Source organism: Aeromonas sp. SG16 (assembly GCF_024436135.1).
Classification (GTDB): domain Bacteria; phylum Pseudomonadota; class Gammaproteobacteria; order Enterobacterales; family Aeromonadaceae; genus Aeromonas; species Aeromonas jandaei.
This window is the reverse complement of sequence record NZ_JANFNW010000001.1, coordinates 321,528-337,585: the sequence shown is the minus strand read 5'-3', so window position 1 is coordinate 337,585 and position 16,058 is coordinate 321,528. Positions and strand designations below refer to the sequence as shown.

The following is a 16,058-nucleotide window of genomic DNA, read 5'->3' as shown; positions in this document are numbered from 1 at the left end:
TGCCGCCGACCGACACTCTTGCAACGCCGATTTCAATGAGGACCCCGTCATGAACAGAACCGCATCCCCCACAGCTCTGGTTGTTGAAGGTGGCGCCATGCGCGGCATATTTGCCAGCGGCGTGCTGGATGCATTTATCGAACGTGACTACCGCCCCTTCGACTTCGCCATCGGCGTCTCGGCCGGCGCGACCAACCTGTTGGCCTATCTCGCCAGCCAGCATGGCCGCAGCCACGACATCCTGACCGAGCTGGCCTGCACCCCGGAGTTTCTCGACCCGCTGCGTTTTGCCAAGGGGGGCAATCTGGTGGATATCCACTGGCTCTGGCACACCAGCTGCCGCAAATACCCCCTCGATATCCATCGCTATCGGGAGAGCGGCATCCCCTTCTATGCGGTGGTGACCAATGCCCTGACTGGCAAGGCAGAGTACATCCGGGTCAAGCCGGAGAACATGAATGAGGTGCTGCCCGCCAGCTGCGCCATTCCCCTCGCCTCTCGCGAATATCCCGAGGTGCACGGGGTGCCGATGACCGATGGTGGCGTCGCCGACTCCATCCCGGTGATCGAAGCCTACCGCCGCGGCGCCCGCCAGATGACGGTGATCCTCTCCGAGCCGCTGGGCTACCGGCTCAAGCCGATGCCCTTCCCCTGGATGATCCGCACCCTGCTCAAGACTCACCCCGCGCTGGCACAGGCGCTGGAGCAGCGGGATCGCAGCTACAACGAGGCGCTTGATTTCATCGCCAATCCGCCCGCTGATTGCCAGATCGAGGTGATCGCCCCGGCCGACTACTTCCCCGTGTCCCGTTTTACCCGCGATATCAACAAGCTGGAGATGGGATACGTGATGGGCAAGTGCGCCGGCTATCAGGCCGCCCTGCTCAATTGATAACAGCTTTACAGGCATGACCCGACCTGCCGCGACGCACGCGCCGCCAACACAATAACCATCGGGTCAGTTGAACAAGATGAGTCATAAACCGGACCGCGGGAAAGCTGCCCAGCTCTCCCGGCTAGTCAATACCGGGACAGACACGCCCCTTGCAATGCCAAGGCATGTCACCCCAAGACAAGGTGTTTATTTATGTCGTTTCTTCTCACCCAGCCCGCGCTGGCGCAGCTGTTCGAGCGGCTGTTACCCGATTACCGGATCATGGCCCCTGCGGCCGAATATCGGGGCGGTCGCTTCTCCGACACCGACAACGTCACCTACCACAGCATCCGCCATCCGGCCGAACTGGTGTGGCAGGAGAAGTCCCACTTCTCCCCGAAAGAGGTGGTGCTCCCCATCACCCAGACCCTGTTCCACTTCGACAATCTGGAGCTGCGCGAATCGAAGGTGGAGGCCAAGCCCACCCTGCTGTTCTTGCGCAGCTGCGATATCCACGCCCTGCGCAGGCTGGATCAGGTCTATCTCAAGAACGGCCAGAACAGCGACGTCTACTACGCCCGGCTGCGCAGCAAGCTCAAGCTGGTGCTGCTGGAGTGCCGCGAGAGCTTCGAGAACTGCTTCTGCGTCTCCATGGGCAGCAATGAGACCCAAGACTACGCCGCCGCCATTCGTCTGAGCGATGAGGGTGCCCGAATCGAGGTGAAGAATCCCGATCTGCTCGGCTACTTTACCGAACTGGGTGAATCCGACGACTTCACCCCGGAATTTGTCCAGAGCAACCCGGTCAAGGTGCACACCCCGGACAGCGTCTGTGACGACCCGCAGCGGATCCGCCAGATCCTCACCACCCATTCTATCTGGGCCGAGTATGACAGCCGCTGCATCGGCTGCGGCCGCTGCACCACCTCCTGCCCGACCTGCAGCTGCTACAGCGTGCACGACCTCACCTATGCGGAGAACCCCAAGCAGGGCGAGCGCCGTCGCCAGTGGGCCAGTTGCATGGTGGATGGCTTCAGCGACATGGCCGGTGGCCACGGTTTTCGCGCCAAGCATGGCGAACGCCTGCGTTATCGCGCCCTGCACAAGGTCAACGACTACAAGGCCCGTCAGGGGGAGGAGCACATGTGCGTCGGCTGCGGCCGCTGCGACGATCGCTGCCCTCACTACATCTCCTTTAGCAACATCATCAACAAGATGACCGATGTGGTCGAACAGACCATCGCGGCCGACCACGCGCAGGGGGCGAACTGATATGTGCCAGTGCCAGCAAACCGCAACAGCAGAACCGCAGCAGGAGGTGGTCGAAAACCGCTTGTTGCCCAAGGCCTACACCATTCTGGCCATCGAGCGCCACACCGAGCTGGAGTGGAACTTTCGGGTCTCCCGCGACTTTGATGTCCACTACGGCCAGTTTGTGGAGATCTCCCTGCCCACTGTCGGCGAAGCGCCCATCTCGGTCTCCGACTATGGCGATGGCTATGTGGATCTGTTGATCCGCAAGGTCGGCAAGGTGACCGATGCGCTGTTTGCCCTCGATGTGGGCGACAAGGTGTGGATGCGCGGCGTCCACGGCAACGGCTACCCGCTCGAGGCCTATCGCAACCAGCACCTCATCGTGGTGGCGGGCGGCACCGGCGTCGCCCCGGTCAAGGGGCTGCTGCGTCGCTTCAGCAAACACCCGGAACAGGTGAAGTCCCTCGACATGATCCTCGGCTTCAAGAACGAGCAGGCGGTGCTCTATCGCCACGAGATGCCGCTCTGGGCCGAGCGCCAGAACCTCATCGTCACGCTGGATGAGGGTGAGGAGAACGAGCAGTTTCGCATCGGCCGGGTCACCGACTACATCGACCAGCTGGACCTCTCGGATAGCGAGGATATCCAGGCCATCGTGGTCGGCCCTCCCGTCATGATCCGTTTCGTGGTACTCGCCCTGCTTGAGCGCGGCATCCCCAAGGATCGCATCTGGGTCGATTACGAACGCCGCATGGCCTGCGCCGTGGGCAAGTGTGGCCACTGCCGGATGGGCGACACCTATATCTGCGTGGATGGACCGGTCTTTCGTTTTGACCAGGCCCAGTATCTGATCGACTGAGGGAGAACACCATGAGTCTAGATATCGACATCATCAAGGCCCGCGCCAAGAACGAATACCGCCTCTCCAAGGTGCGCGGCGAAGCGATGATCAGCGTGCGCATTCCCGGCGGGATCATGCCCGCCCACCTGCTGGCGGTGGCCCAGCAGATTGCCGAACAGTACGGCAACGGCCTGATCCACCTCACCACCCGCCAGAAGCTGGCGATGCCCGGCATCAAGTATCAGGACATGGACAAGGTCAATGCCGCCCTCGAGCCCTTTATCAGGGAGATTGAGGTAGAGACCTGCGGCATCGAGGTAGAGGACACCCGAGCCGGTTACCAGAGCATCGGCGGGCGCAACATCGTCGCCTGTCAGGGCAACACCATCTGCCAGAAGGGCAATATCGACTGCACCGGGCTGGCCCAGCGGATGGAGAAGCACCTCTACCCCAACCCCTATCACCTCAAGATGGTGATCGCCGGCTGCCCCAACGACTGCGCCAAGGCCAACATGGCCGACTTCGGCATCCTCGGCATCGCCAAAATCCACTTCAATGCCGAGCGCTGCATCGGCTGCGGCGCCTGCGTCAAGGCGTGCAGCCACCACGCGGTGGATTGCCTCGCCATCAAGCATGGCAAGGCGGTCAAGGAGGAGAGCAAATGCATCGGCTGTGGTGAGTGCGTGCTGGCCTGCCCGACCCTCGCCTGGCAGCGGGATCCCAAGCAGCTCTACATGGTCAAGCTGGGGGGACGCACCAGCAAGAAGACCCCCCGTACCGGCAAGCTGTTCCTCAACTGGGTGACCGAGGATGTGCTGCATGCGGTGATCAAGAACCTGTTCGAGTTCGAGGCAGAGATGCTGGATGGCAAGCCCATCTACCTGCACATGGGTCACCTTATCGACCGGGCCGGTTATCACAAGTTCAAGGAGCGGGTGCTGCACGGCGTCACCCTCAACCCGGAAGCCATGGTCGCTGACCGCATCTTCTGGGCCGAAGATCAGTACGTCGCCAACATGCATGTCAAAGCGGTGCAATAGGAAAAACCTCGTTTGGGGAAGCTGATCATAGTGGCCGACAACCGGTGGGGATCTGTCGTTGGCCCGGGCGTGGATCACGCTTCCCCCTTTTTCCTCTCACTGCGTTTCTACGCATTCTCCTCTTTTCGTCCTGCGCAGCCCGCTGCTGCCGGACCCGTATCCGGAGCCCGTTATGGACTTTCTCCCTCTCTTCTGTCAGCTGCAACACAAGCCGGTGCTTATCGTCGGTGGTGGCGAAGTCGCGGTGCGCAAGGCGCGCCTGCTGCTCGATGCCAAAGCCCTGGTGACCATCAATGCACCCCATCTCGAACCCCAGCTGATGAGCTGGGCCGAGCAGGGAGTGCTGACCGTCTGCGCCGCCGACTTTCACCCAGAGCTGCTCGATGGCAAGTGGCTGGTGATCGCCGCCACCAACCAGCCCGAGGTCAATCATCAGGTTTTCAACGAAGCGAACCTGCGCCAAATCTTCTGCAACGTGGTGGACTCTCCGGCCCACTGCAGCGCCATCATGCCCGCCATCATTGACCGCTCGCCGCTGATGGTGGCCATCTCCAGCGCAGGTTCGGCGCCGGTGCTGAGCCGCCAGCTGCGGGAAAAGCTCGAGGCCATGTTGCCGCAGCACCTCGGCCAGCTCGCGGCGCTGGCGGGCAAGCTGCGCGAGCGGGTCAAGGCCATACCGAACAAGCTGGCTCGCCGCCGCTTCTGGGAGCGGCTCTTTAGCCATGAGCGACTGGCATGCCAGCTGGCCCGCGGCCAACAACAGGCTGCCGAGCAGAGCGTTGCCGAGCTGCTCGATGAGCAACCGCAGAGCAAGGGAAGCGTCACCCTGGTGGGCGCCGGCCCGGGCGATGCGGGGCTGCTCACCCTGAGCGGTCTGCAACAGCTGCAACAGGCGGATGTGGTGGTCTATGACCGGCTGGTCTCGCAGGAGGTGCTGGCACTTGTGCGCCGGGATGCCGAGCGGATTTTTGTCGGCAAGGAGGCGGGTCGCCACTGCGTGCCCCAGCAGGCGATCAACCAGCTGTTGCTGGAGCAGGCTCGCCTTGGCAAACAGGTGGTCAGGCTCAAAGGGGGTGATCCCTTTATCTTTGGCCGGGGTGGCGAAGAGCTGGAGACCCTGGCCGAGGCGGGCATCCCCTTCTCGGTGGTGCCGGGCATCACGGCAGCGTCGGGCTGCGCCGCCTACAGCGGCATTCCCCTCACCCACCGTGATCACGCTCAGCGGGTACAGTTCATCACCGGCCACGACAAGGAGGGCAATATCGCACAGGAGTGGTCGGCGCTGGCAGCCCCCCGCCAGACCCTGGTCTTCTACATGGGGCTGGCCCATGCTGGCCGCATTCAGGACGAGCTGCAAACCCACGGTCTGCCCGGCCACACCCCGGTGGCGCTGGTGGAACAGGGCACCCGCCTGCAACAGCGGGTGGTGCGCGGCGAGCTGCAACAGCTGGCGCTGCTGGCCACTCAGGTGGAGAGCCCGAGCCTCATCATCATCGGTTCGGTGGTGACCCTGGCTGACAAACTGGACTGGTATGGTGAAGCCAATACCCTGGCCGGGGTGTAACCGCTCATAGCGCGCCCCTTCATGCGGCCAATAAAAAGCGACGCAGGCCATGGCCTGCGTCGCTTTTATCGCAATTGGAAAACGGATTTATTCGAAGGAGATAGGACCGGTCGAGCCTGCGTCACTGTCCAGCCACTCACTTTCACCGCGCACCCGCGGGTCGCCCTGCAGGGTGTAGAGGATCATCCCCTGACGGAACTGCAGCGCCCCATCGGCACGCTTGGCCTTGACCTTGACGTCGTTGACCCACACCTGCTCCTTGCCATCCACCCGGATGACGGCCACTGTCTGGCCAGTCCCGCTGTTTTTGGCAACCCACTTGCCCTGATAGGGGGAATCCCCCTTGGCCATCGGCGGTGTGGTGGCCTTGCCTGCCGACCAGGATTGCACGGTGCAGATGCCGTTGGCACGGCTGTCATGCTTGATGGCGTAATCGATGCTCGGCTCGCTGGTGGCGGAGTCGGCGCTGATACCGATCATGATCTTGCCGCTCTGGGCAGAGTAGGCATTGGGGGCATTGGTCTTCAGCGAGGCCTTTTTGCCGTTGATATAGACGTTGCCATCCTGCGACTTGACCTTGATGTTCATCGGGCAGTCAGCGGTAAAGTTCGGAACCGTTGCCGCCGCGCTACCAGCATAAGCAGCGATGGCCAGAGTGATAACAGTCAGCAGAGCAGATTTTTTGTGCATCTTGATACGCCTTCAAGAAAATATGGTGTTCATCCATGAGGAGTCGTTGTCCTGATGGCAACAACTCTAGTCCAGCCGATACAGCTGGCCCAGTTAAAAAAAATAAAACCCGCACCAGCCAGTTATGAAAAATTATAAATAAACAAAATCAATATGTTAATTTCAAAACTAGCTTCATCATCCCCCGATCTGGCATCTCTGTTATCAAGCGTCGCGCACAAAAAAGCCGATAACCCGGTTATCGGCTTGCCAGTTCAACACGCGGGTTCAGCGCGCGGGGAAAAGCTTGCTATCTCAAACCACCACGGCGGTGCCGCTGATGCTGACCATCAGCATGCTGCCGTTCTGCCCCACCACCTCGTAGTCGATATCGATGCCGACCACCGCATTGGCCCCCAGCGCAGAGGCGCGCTCCTTGAGCTCATCAAAGGCAATCTCGCGGGCACGGGCCAGCTCTTTTTCGTAGGCGCCGGAGCGACCGCCGATAATGTCGCGGATCCCGGCAAAGAGATCCTTGAAAATATTGGCGCCAAGGATGGCTTCGCCCACCACGATGCCGCGGTATTCACGAATGCTCTTGCCTTCCAGAGTGGGGGTTGTCGAGAGGATCATCTTGAACTCCTATGGGTGACAGAGGGCTCAGACTAACCCAACTCCCCGCAAATCCCAACCAGGTGGTGGCCTTTGCGACGCGGGACTTAAAAATAGCGACAGCCAGATAAAACAACACCGCGACGGGCGCGGTGTTGTGATGCGAGTGCAATGAAAATCAGGGATTGTAAGCGACGACCGAGCCGCTCAGCCCCGTCATCTGGGAGATCTGTCCCTGGATCCCCTGCAGCTTGGCCTTGGAGACATCCGGCCCGATAAAGACCCGGTTGATCTGCCCCTGCACCGGTGTGCGCGGCGAGGTATGGGCCGAGTAACCGGCTGCACGCAGCTTGCTCACCAGAGCGTTGACACTGTCGACGTTCTTGAACGCGCCGAGCTGGAGGATCCAGCTCCCCTGCGCCGGTGCCGCGGCGGGCGCAGGCGTGGTCGGCTGGCTCATCTTGCTCTCGATAAGGTCATCGAGGGACTTGATCTGGCCTGCCTGCTGTTTGGCTGGCGCAGGAGTCGGCGCCTTGGCTACCTCGACCGGCTTGGTCGGAACCGGTTTTGGTGCCGGCTTGGGTTGTTCAACCGGCGCCTTGGCGACCACTTCCGGCTTGGATTGCGGCTTGGCAGGCGCGGCCTGCTGCACCGGCTGCTGGGCAACCTGCGCACCGGCCTGCTGGGCGGCACTCCCCTGATTGCCGAGGGTCATGGGGTCGGCGACCTCTTCCACCTGCCACTGCTGGGCGGCTGAGGCTTGCTGCTGGCTGGCCAGATGCTCGGCCGGTAGCGTGCTTGCCGCCGATACCTGCAACGCGGGCTTGGCTGGCTCAAGATCGGGACGCAGCGGAATTTTGGCAAACGCCTCCTCCTTTTGCGCCAGCTTGTGACCATCCAGCAGGTCCGGCAGGAAAATAACGACCAGGGCCACCAGAATAACGGTGCCCACCAGACGGTTTTGAAACTTCGAGGCCAAGTTGACTCCTACTTCCTTTACTTGATCCAATTCATGGCATGCCCCCGACAAAGAGGGGCTGGCTAGCTGGCGAACCCCGCCAGCACATCGGCGACAGTGTAAAACGAACCAAACACAATGACCATATCGTCAGGACTCGATACGGCCAAGGCAGCCTGATAGGCAGCCTCGACGCTGTCAAAGGTCGTCGCCGGCCCCTGTCCGGAGCCAAGCGCCTGTGCCAACTGGGCCGCACTTGCCGCCCGCGGGCCGGTCAGGCTGGCCAGATACCACTCGCCAATCAGGCCATCGAGCTCGGCAAGCGACCCCGCCATATCCTTGTCCTTGAGCATGCCCACCACGGCGCGGCGCACACCCGCACAGGGCATCTTGTGCAGCTGGGCGGCCAGATAGGCGGCCGAATGGGGGTTATGGGCCACATCGACGATGACCAGCGGCGCGCTTTGCAGCTGCTGCATCCGGCCAGCCAGCCGGGCATTGGCCAGCCCGTCGCGGATGGCAGACTCCGGCAACGGCAAGCCGAGAGATTCCAGCGCCGCCAGCACGGTCACCGCATTCATCAGCGGCAGGGCCGGTTTGGGCAGATCGCGCCACTGATTGAAGCCATGATAATCCCAGCAGCTCTCGTGCTCATCGCCACGAAAATCGATACCGACCTGACGCAGGTTGGCGCCGATACGCGCCGCCTCGCTCGTGATGCTCAGAGGAGGATTGGGCTCGCCGCTGATGGCGGGTTTGCCGGCGCGATACACCCCGGCTTTCTCCACCGCCACCGCCTCGCGGGTATCACCCAGCCAGTCACAGTGATCGAGGGCAATGGAGGTGATCATGGCGACATCGGACTCCACCACATTGGTGGCATCGAGCCGACCACCCAAGCCGACTTCCAGCAGCAGCACATCGGGCGCGGCACGGCAGAAGAGCCACAAACCGGCCAGGGTCGCAAACTCGAAGAAGGTGAGCGCTATCTCGCCGCGCGCCGCTTCCACTTCGGCAAAGGCGGCGCAGTGATCGCTATCTGCCAGCTCCTGACCGTTGACCCGTACCCGCTCGGTAAAGCGCAGCAGATGGGGCGAGGAGTAGACGCCAACCTGGTAGCCGGCGGCCATCAGGATGCTGGCTGCCATGGCGCAGCTGGAGCCCTTGCCGTTGGTCCCCGCCACCGTGATCACCTTGAACGGCAATCGGGTGAGCCCCATGCGACGGGCAACCGTGCCGACCCGCTCCAGCCCCATATCGATAGAGACCGGATGGATCTGCTCCAAATAAGAAAGCCAGTCGACAAGCGACCGGCTTTGGGATTGATGCATGTTTGAACTCATCTTCACTCTGCGATGACGTGAGTATTCATCAGTTTGGCAAGCAAGCTGGCCAGACGGTTACGCATTTCGCGGCGGTCGATGATGAGATCGATGGCGCCCTTCTCCAGCAGGAATTCGGAGCGCTGGAACCCTTCCGGCAGCTTCTCGCGTACAGTCTGCTCGATAACGCGCGGGCCGGCAAAACCGATCAGCGCCTTGGGCTCGCCCACGTTGATGTCGCCCAGCATGGCCAGACTGGCGGAGACGCCACCCATGGTGGGATCGGTCAGCACGGAGATATAGGGCAGGCCGGCTTTGGAGAGACGATCCAGTGCAGCACTGGTCTTGGCCATCTGCATCAGGGAGAACAGCGCTTCCTGCATGCGGGCACCGCCGGAAGCGGAGAAGCAGACCAGACCACGACCTTCCTTGATGCTCTCCTCAACGGCGCGCACGAAGCGGGCACCGACCACGGAGGACATGGAGCCACCGATAAAGGAGAACTCGAACGAACAGGCGACAACCGGTACCCCTTTGAGGGTCCCTTTCATCACCACCAGCGCATCTTTCTCCCCCGTCTCTTTCTGAGCGGCAGACAAACGATCCTTGTAGCGCTTGGAATCCTTGAATTTCAAGACATCATGAGGCTCCAGCTCGGCACCGACTTCGGTGCGGCCCTGCTCGTCGAGAAAACTCTCGAGACGGGCGCGAGCGCTGATGCGCATATGATGATCACACTTGGGGCACACTTCGAGATTGCGCTCCAACTCTGCCCGGTAGAGCACCTGTTCACAAGCACTGCACTTGGTCCACACCCCTTCCGGAATGTTGTGACGACGAGGGGCAGTGATCTTGCTCTTGGGAAGAATCTTCTCAAGCCAGCTCATGGAATTCCTTAATGCTTTTGTGCCTGACAAAACGCATCGAGCCTTGTCTGTTCAATGACTTAATAGCTCGATGGCAACAAATGACGGGTCATTAAACCACAATTTTTCGGGCGCAGTTACTAAAAACTGGTCGTACCCGGTGCCGAGTCCGGCAGCCACAACGGGCCAAGCGGTACCCGGGGCAGAGCCAGTTCAGCCGGGTAATCCACATCGACCAGATAGAGGCCACCCGCTTTGGCAGTTGGCCCGGCCAGATTGCGATCCCGGGCAGCCAGCACCTCGGCTACCCACTCCACCGGTTTGAGCCCCTGCCCCACCAGCAGCAGCGAGCCGGTGATGTTGCGCACCATGTGGTGCAAAAAGGCATTGGCACGGATATCGAGCACGATATAGGGGCCCTGACGGCTGACGCAGAGGTGCGTCACATTGCGCCACGGCGTCTTGGACTGGCAACCGACGGCCCGGAACGAGCTGAAATCCTGCTCACCCAGCAGGCACTGCCCGGCCTGATGCATCAGCTCGGCATCAATCGCCTCGTGATAATGGCTGACGCCGCTGCCGAGAATGGCCGGCCGGTAGTTGTGGTTGTAGATGACATAGCGGTAGCGACGGGCGGTAGCGCTGAAGCGGGCGTGGAACTCCTCGTCCACCTCCTTGACCCAGCGCACGGCGATGTCGGGCGGCAGGTTGGAGTTGAGACCCAGAGTCCAGGCCCCTTCGGCACGCTTGGCATCGGTATCGAAGTGGATCACCTGACCGGTGGCATGGACACCGGCATCGGTGCGTCCTGCGCACTGGATGGAGACCGGATGATTGGCGATCCGGCTGAGGGCTTTCTCCAGCTCCTCCTGCACACTGATCACTTCTCGCTGACGCTGCCAGCCGAAATACCGGCTGCCGTCATATTCAATACCTAGGGCAATTCGCATGGATAAGGGTGTCTTTTGGTAAAGCAGTGAAAGAAACGGGGCGGATTATACGCATCTCGCGGCAAAAATCCCAAAATCCGCGCAAGCTCCAGCCACGGCAACAAGTAAAAAGGGCAGCCGCTGGCTGCCCTTGTCGTTCAAGTCCATCGGGATGATGGGATTATCCCAGTCGCTTGAGCAGTTTTTCCGCTTCGGCGCGCTGATGGTCACTCCCTTGCTCTGCCGCCTCTTGCAGCAGCTCGCGGGCACTGTCCTTGTCGTCGATTTCAAGGTAGGCTCGTGCCAGATCCAGCTTGGCACCAACGCCGCCATCATCGGCATCCACATCAAACCCGGTAGACTCCGGCAGCACTTCGGGGAAACCGTCCAGCCCCACATCCAGCGAGAAGCCCTGATAGGGTTCCGGCTCCGATGTGCTGGCATCCGCTTCCGCCAACAGCTTGTCGATCTCGACGTAACCGCTCTCCTGCGCCTGCTCGCGGGGTTGCAGATCGGCAGGGTGCGATTCGACCTCGGTAAAGGCATCTTCGAAATCGGAGAGCGCCATTTCGTTGGGATCCCACTCCAGATCCGCTTCAGCCTCTTTCCTGGACTTGACCGGTTCAGGCTCCAGACCCAGCTCGGCCAGCATCTCGTCAGCACTGGCGTCCCCATCCAGGCTCAGGTCGATGGCATGTTCATCCTCAATCTCGACAGCCGGCTCCTCAAAGGCACCTTCGAAATCGCTGAGATCGAAACTGGCGAGGTCATCATCGGCAGGTTCAGCATGCGCCGGCGCACTCAATTCCGGCTCGATATCGGCAGAAAGATCAGCGTCCAGCTCGGCGAAGAGCGCAGCCTGCAGCTCCTCTTCGCTCATGATCTCGTTGGCGCCTTTGGGCTTGGGATTGAACTCGCTGGCCAGATCCATGGCTGGCTCACTGGCAAGCGCTATCGGCTCGTCATGGGCAAGATCAAGGTCCGGTACCAGATCGGGGTCACTGCTGGTAGCAGCAGGCATCCGCTCGGGTTCGAAGCCCTGCAGATCCATCTCGCCCTCGTCGCTGAACACCAGCTCGACATCCGGCTTCGGCGCCGGCTCAACCGGCATGAAGCCATCCGGGGTGTTGAGGTCAGGCAGCGGACGCTCCGGCTCGTTGTCGGTGATATCGACGCTGAGCAGATCATCAAACTCGCTGTGATCCTGATCCATCATCATTGCGGTGGATTCAGAGAGGCTCTTCTCCTGCTCTTCCAGCTCACGACGGGCCCGGGCGCGCAGCCAGAGGGTCACCAGCGCCAGCACCAGCAACACCGGCAGCAAAATGATCATCGCCAGATTGAGCGGTGAGGAGAGCAAGTCCATCAGCCAGTTCTGCTTGTGCTCGGGCTCGGCCACCACGGGCGGGACCGGCTTGGCCTTGAGCTCGGCAATCTCTTTCTCCAGTGCAGTCTGATCCTGCAGCTGAGCCTTGAGGGTCTCCACCTCTTCGGTCAGGGATTGCAGGCGCAGCTTGAGCCTGTGGTTCATCTCGGTCACCTGGGCGAGCTGGGCATTGGCATCTTCCAGCGCCAGGGTCATCTCGGTAGCAGGTTTGCCAACCGGTTTGTCCAGATCGGAGGGCAGCGGAGCAGGCGCGGTACCGCTTGCCGCACTCGGGGCCGGGGCAACGGCCTCTTTCGCCGGAGCCTCGTTGACCTTGGCCACTTCCTTGGCGTCAGCCACCTTGGTCTCGGCAGCCGGTTTCGGTTCGGCCACAGGGGCAGGAATAGGCGCCGCTTTAGCGGCTGGCAGCGGAGCAGGCGCCGCCTTCGCTGGCTCTGCCTTGGCCACTTCAGGCTTGGCTGGCGCGGCTTTTGCTGCGACCGGTTTAGCCGTATGAGCCTGTTTGTTGGCCAGATATTTGGGGCTCAGCCCTTTCCAGCTGGCATTGTCGCTGCGGAACTTGGCACGAGCCTCGGCATCGGTGATGACGCTCGCCTCGGCAGCGGTGGGCAGCTGGATGCGCGAGCCCACCAGAATATGGTTGATATTGCCATCGGCAAAACTGCGGGGGTTTTTCTCGTAGATCGCGACCATGGTCTGATAGACGCTGACGCGGCTGGAGGGACGGTACTTGCTTGCCAGACTCCAGAGGGTATCGGTAGGACGAATCGGGCCATAGCTGGCGGGATTGGCGGTTGCCACCTGACGGACGATGGGCTGGGCGGTTGCCCGAACCGGCTGCGCGACGGGCTGGGCCAGCGGCTGGCTGTTGACAGCGGGTGGTGCGGGCTCGTCAGGGCCTTTCAGTTCGACAAAAAACGGCTCCCGTGAGGAATCTGCAGCCTGAACGGTGCCCAGCAGACCCAATGCGAGTAGCGTTGCCAATGTTATGCGGGAATGTCCCATATTCGTTCCTTCGTATGACGGCCCTATCACATTGAAAAATCTGGATAGTTACCCCAAAACAGTCGGTTCAATATAAATCAGGCTCGCCTTGCAAGCCAGCAGTCCGACACATTTAGCACCCAACTTGCCTCTGAGTGTAGAAAAAAACTTAATCAGTTGATATCGCAAAAGAATCTTGCAACACCGCAGTGCGGTACCGGTCACACACCACACTATTTGCTCAGAGGGAGCGCCGCCGTCCTGCGGTGCTCCCTCTTGGCCATACGGCCTTACAGGTAGTCGCGAACCAGCAGTTCGGCAATCTGGACGCTGTTGGTGGCAGCACCCTTACGAACGTTATCGGCCACGATCCACATATTTACACCATTGGGGTGAGAAATATCCTGACGAATGCGGCCAACCAGCACTTCATCCTTGCCGGTTGCATCACGCACCGGTGTCGGATAGTCCCCTTCCTCTTCAAACAGGGTCACGCCCGGTGCTGCACGCAGCAGATCCTTTACCTGCTCGGCATCGAGCGGCTGGTGCAGCTCGACATGCACCGCTTCGGAGTGACCGTAGAAGACCGGCACCCGCACGCAAGTCGGGTTCACGGCAATGCTGGCATCCCCCAGGATCTTCTGGGTCTCCCACACCATCTTCATCTCTTCCCGGGTGTAGCCGTTGTCGGTGAAGCTATCGATCTGCGGGATCAGGTTGAACGCGATCTGCTGGGGGTAGAGAGTCGGCTCGACCGGGCGACCATTGAGCAGCTGGGCGGTCTGGCCTGCCAGTTCACTCACCCCCTCCTTGCCGGAGCCGGAGACGGACTGATAGGTGGCGACGTTGATACGGGCGATGCCCACCTCGTCATGCAGCGGCTTCAGGGCCACCAGCATCTGGATGGTGGAGCAGTTGGGATTGGCGATGATGTTGCGATTGCGAAAATCGGCCAGCGCATCCGGGTTCACTTCCGGGATCACCAGCGGAATATCTTCGTCGTAACGGAAGCAGGAGGTGTTGTCGATGACGATGCAGCCATGCTCGGCAGCAATCGGTGCCCACTTGGCAGAGACCTCGGCCCCGGCAGAGAACAGGGCAATCTGCACCAGGCTCCAGTCAAACTCCTCGACATCGAGGATCTCGAGATTCTTGCCATCAAAGCGCACGGTTTCACCGGCGCTGCGGCTGGAAGCCAGCGGATAGAGCGTAGCGACCGGAAACTCGCGCTCTTCCAGGATCTCGATCATGGCCTGGCCCACGGCGCCACTTGCGCCCAATACCGCGACATTAAACTGCTGGCTCATTCTGTTCTCCTCTAATAAAACGGCTATGGCGCCAGCTGGCGCCATGGTCGGCGGGGCTCCGATATGCGGGGCATCCTCGCCTGATATGGCCAATCCGAGGCAGAGCAAACCTGACTCGGATTGGTAAAAACGGGGTCATAAGTAGTGCGGACGTAGCGGCCCACCCACCTTATGAGTGTGAAATATCAAATCCGGCAGCGCCCAGCATGTCACAAGCAAACTCACCCTTGATTTGCAGGGAGGAGAGCTCGCGGCGCTCCGGGTAATGTTTGCGCTGCTCATCGAAGCTACCTGGGATACCCAGCCGGGCGCGAAAACGGGCATCGTCGCGGCGCACATCGTAGATAAGGTGAACCAGCTGCTTGATCAATGCCTGATCCGGCGCCCGTCCGGGCACCACCGCCTGCACATCGGCAACCGGCAGCAGCGTACGCAGATCCTGACGGGGCTCGCGCCCCAGCTGGCGGCAGAGCGCCCCATAGAGCATCCAGGTACCGCGCGCCTTCCCCTCCAGGCTGTAGCCGGCAATGTGGGGGGTGGCAATCTCGGTATGGGGCACCAGCTGCGCAAGCGGCTCCGGTTCGTTCTCCCAGACATCCATCACCAGTCGCAATGGCTTGTCGCTCAACTGACGCGCCAACAGGGCCCGGTTATCCCACACCTCGCCACGGGATGCGTTGATAAGGATCTGCCCGGCGGGGCGCGCAGCTATCTGCTCGGCATCCAGCAGATGGTAGGTCGCATCCGGCCCTTCACGAGTAATGGGCACATGGAAGCTGACGATATCGGCGCCAAGGGCTGTCTGATAGTCGACAAAATCCGCTTCAGGATTATTACGCGCCTTGGGGGGATCGCAGCGCAGCACCCGCATACCGAGCGCTTCGGCCTTGCCGGCCACACACTCGCCGGTATTGCCGGCCCCGATCACCGCCAGCGTCATGGTTGCGAGATCAAGCTCGTAGCGCTCAGCCAACACCAGCAGAGCGGAGAGCACATAGTCCCCCACCGAATATTTGTTACAGCCGGGGGCGCTATAAAAAGGGATATTGCGGCTAGCCAGCAAAGCCTTATCGATGTGATCGGTGCCGATAGTCGCGGTACCGACAAAAGCCAGTTTGGGGCTGGTCGCCAGCAAGTCGGCGTTCACCCTGGTCACCGAGCGTACCAGCAGCACATCTGCGTCCTGCAGATCGTTGGCCTGCATCTGCCGCCCGGGCAGGGCAACCACTTCACCAAACTCGGCAAACAGCTCCACTGCGTGGGGCATATTCTCATCTACGACTATTTTCATCGGGCTCTCTTTGCAAGCAACCGCCATGGACGCGCCATTCTAGCCCAAAGCCCGCCAATATTTCAGCCTGACATGCACTTGGTTACCGCAGACCAAGGGTAATTGATGAACGAACAGCCAAATGTGTAAGCAGAGGTAAACAGAAGGGCAGGTCTGCTTT

14 protein-coding genes are annotated in these 16,058 nt (G+C 60.9%); 5 read left to right on the top strand and 9 right to left on the bottom strand.

All coding sequences use genetic code 11. The features are described from left to right. Nucleotides 1-49 precede the first annotated feature (49 nt). The 5 genes from NOM67_RS01610 (at nucleotide 50) to cysG (ending at nucleotide 5,573) form a co-directional block, all read left to right on the top strand. Complete coding sequence (locus NOM67_RS01610; RefSeq protein WP_255933305.1) at nucleotides 50-892, top strand: patatin family protein; 843 nt, start codon at nucleotides 50-52, stop codon at nucleotides 890-892. Between the two features lie 195 nt (nucleotides 893-1,087). After that, nucleotides 1,088-2,146 carry an anaerobic sulfite reductase subunit AsrA gene (gene asrA / locus NOM67_RS01605; protein ID WP_255933303.1) on the top strand — a complete coding sequence of 353 codons (1,059 nt, stop codon included), beginning with the start codon at nucleotides 1,088-1,090 and terminating at the stop codon, nucleotides 2,144-2,146. Between the two features lies 1 nt (nucleotide 2,147). After that, nucleotides 2,148-2,987 carry an anaerobic sulfite reductase subunit AsrB gene (asrB, locus tag NOM67_RS01600; protein ID WP_255933301.1) on the top strand — a complete coding sequence of 280 codons (840 nt, stop codon included), beginning with the start codon at nucleotides 2,148-2,150 and terminating at the stop codon, nucleotides 2,985-2,987. An 11-nt stretch (nucleotides 2,988-2,998) separates the two neighbouring features. After that, nucleotides 2,999-4,009: a sulfite reductase subunit C gene (gene asrC / locus NOM67_RS01595; RefSeq protein ID WP_255933299.1), complete on the top strand. Its 1,011-nt coding sequence runs from the start codon at nucleotides 2,999-3,001 to the stop codon at nucleotides 4,007-4,009. Nucleotides 4,010-4,181: 172 nt separating this feature from the next. Further along, entirely contained in the window at nucleotides 4,182-5,573 is a 1,392-nt protein-coding gene (cysG, locus tag NOM67_RS01590) for a siroheme synthase CysG (RefSeq protein WP_255933297.1), read from the top strand. Between the two features lie 87 nt (nucleotides 5,574-5,660). On the opposite strand, the gene NOM67_RS01585 is transcribed toward cysG, so the two are convergent. The 9 genes from NOM67_RS01585 to NOM67_RS01545 all read right to left on the bottom strand — a co-directional run bounded on the left by NOM67_RS01585 (nucleotide 5,661) and on the right by NOM67_RS01545 (nucleotide 15,898). After that, nucleotides 5,661-6,263, bottom strand: coding sequence for a hypothetical protein (locus NOM67_RS01585; RefSeq protein WP_255933295.1), 603 nt, complete (start codon nucleotides 6,261-6,263; stop codon nucleotides 5,661-5,663). A gap of 294 nt (nucleotides 6,264-6,557) precedes the next feature. Continuing rightward, the gene (locus NOM67_RS01580) at nucleotides 6,558-6,875 is read right to left on the bottom strand and encodes a heavy metal-binding domain-containing protein (protein WP_041209401.1); all 318 of its coding nucleotides are present in this window, start codon (nucleotides 6,873-6,875) and stop codon (nucleotides 6,558-6,560) included. A gap of 157 nt (nucleotides 6,876-7,032) precedes the next feature. Further along, complete coding sequence (dedD, locus tag NOM67_RS01575) at nucleotides 7,033-7,833, bottom strand: cell division protein DedD (protein ID WP_156852006.1); 801 nt, start codon at nucleotides 7,831-7,833, stop codon at nucleotides 7,033-7,035. A gap of 62 nt (nucleotides 7,834-7,895) precedes the next feature. Continuing rightward, nucleotides 7,896-9,155, bottom strand: coding sequence for a bifunctional tetrahydrofolate synthase/dihydrofolate synthase (folC, locus tag NOM67_RS01570; protein WP_198037913.1), 1,260 nt, complete (start codon nucleotides 9,153-9,155; stop codon nucleotides 7,896-7,898). Between the two features lie 2 nt (nucleotides 9,156-9,157). Then, nucleotides 9,158-10,021: an acetyl-CoA carboxylase, carboxyltransferase subunit beta gene (accD, locus tag NOM67_RS01565; RefSeq protein ID WP_041209398.1), complete on the bottom strand. Its 864-nt coding sequence runs from the start codon at nucleotides 10,019-10,021 to the stop codon at nucleotides 9,158-9,160. Between the two features lie 119 nt (nucleotides 10,022-10,140). Continuing rightward, nucleotides 10,141-10,950 carry a tRNA pseudouridine(38-40) synthase TruA gene (gene truA / locus NOM67_RS01560; RefSeq protein WP_033115966.1) on the bottom strand — a complete coding sequence of 270 codons (810 nt, stop codon included), beginning with the start codon at nucleotides 10,948-10,950 and terminating at the stop codon, nucleotides 10,141-10,143. Between the two features lie 160 nt (nucleotides 10,951-11,110). After that, nucleotides 11,111-13,321, bottom strand: coding sequence for a FimV/HubP family polar landmark protein (locus tag NOM67_RS01555; RefSeq protein ID WP_156852008.1), 2,211 nt, complete (start codon nucleotides 13,319-13,321; stop codon nucleotides 11,111-11,113). Nucleotides 13,322-13,590: 269 nt separating this feature from the next. Continuing rightward, nucleotides 13,591-14,607, bottom strand: a complete 1,017-nt coding sequence (locus NOM67_RS01550; RefSeq protein ID WP_156852009.1) for an aspartate-semialdehyde dehydrogenase — start codon at nucleotides 14,605-14,607, stop codon at nucleotides 13,591-13,593. A gap of 169 nt (nucleotides 14,608-14,776) precedes the next feature. Further along, nucleotides 14,777-15,898 carry a 4-phosphoerythronate dehydrogenase gene (locus NOM67_RS01545; RefSeq protein WP_255933286.1) on the bottom strand — a complete coding sequence of 374 codons (1,122 nt, stop codon included), beginning with the start codon at nucleotides 15,896-15,898 and terminating at the stop codon, nucleotides 14,777-14,779. Between the last annotated feature and the right edge of the window lie 160 nt (nucleotides 15,899-16,058).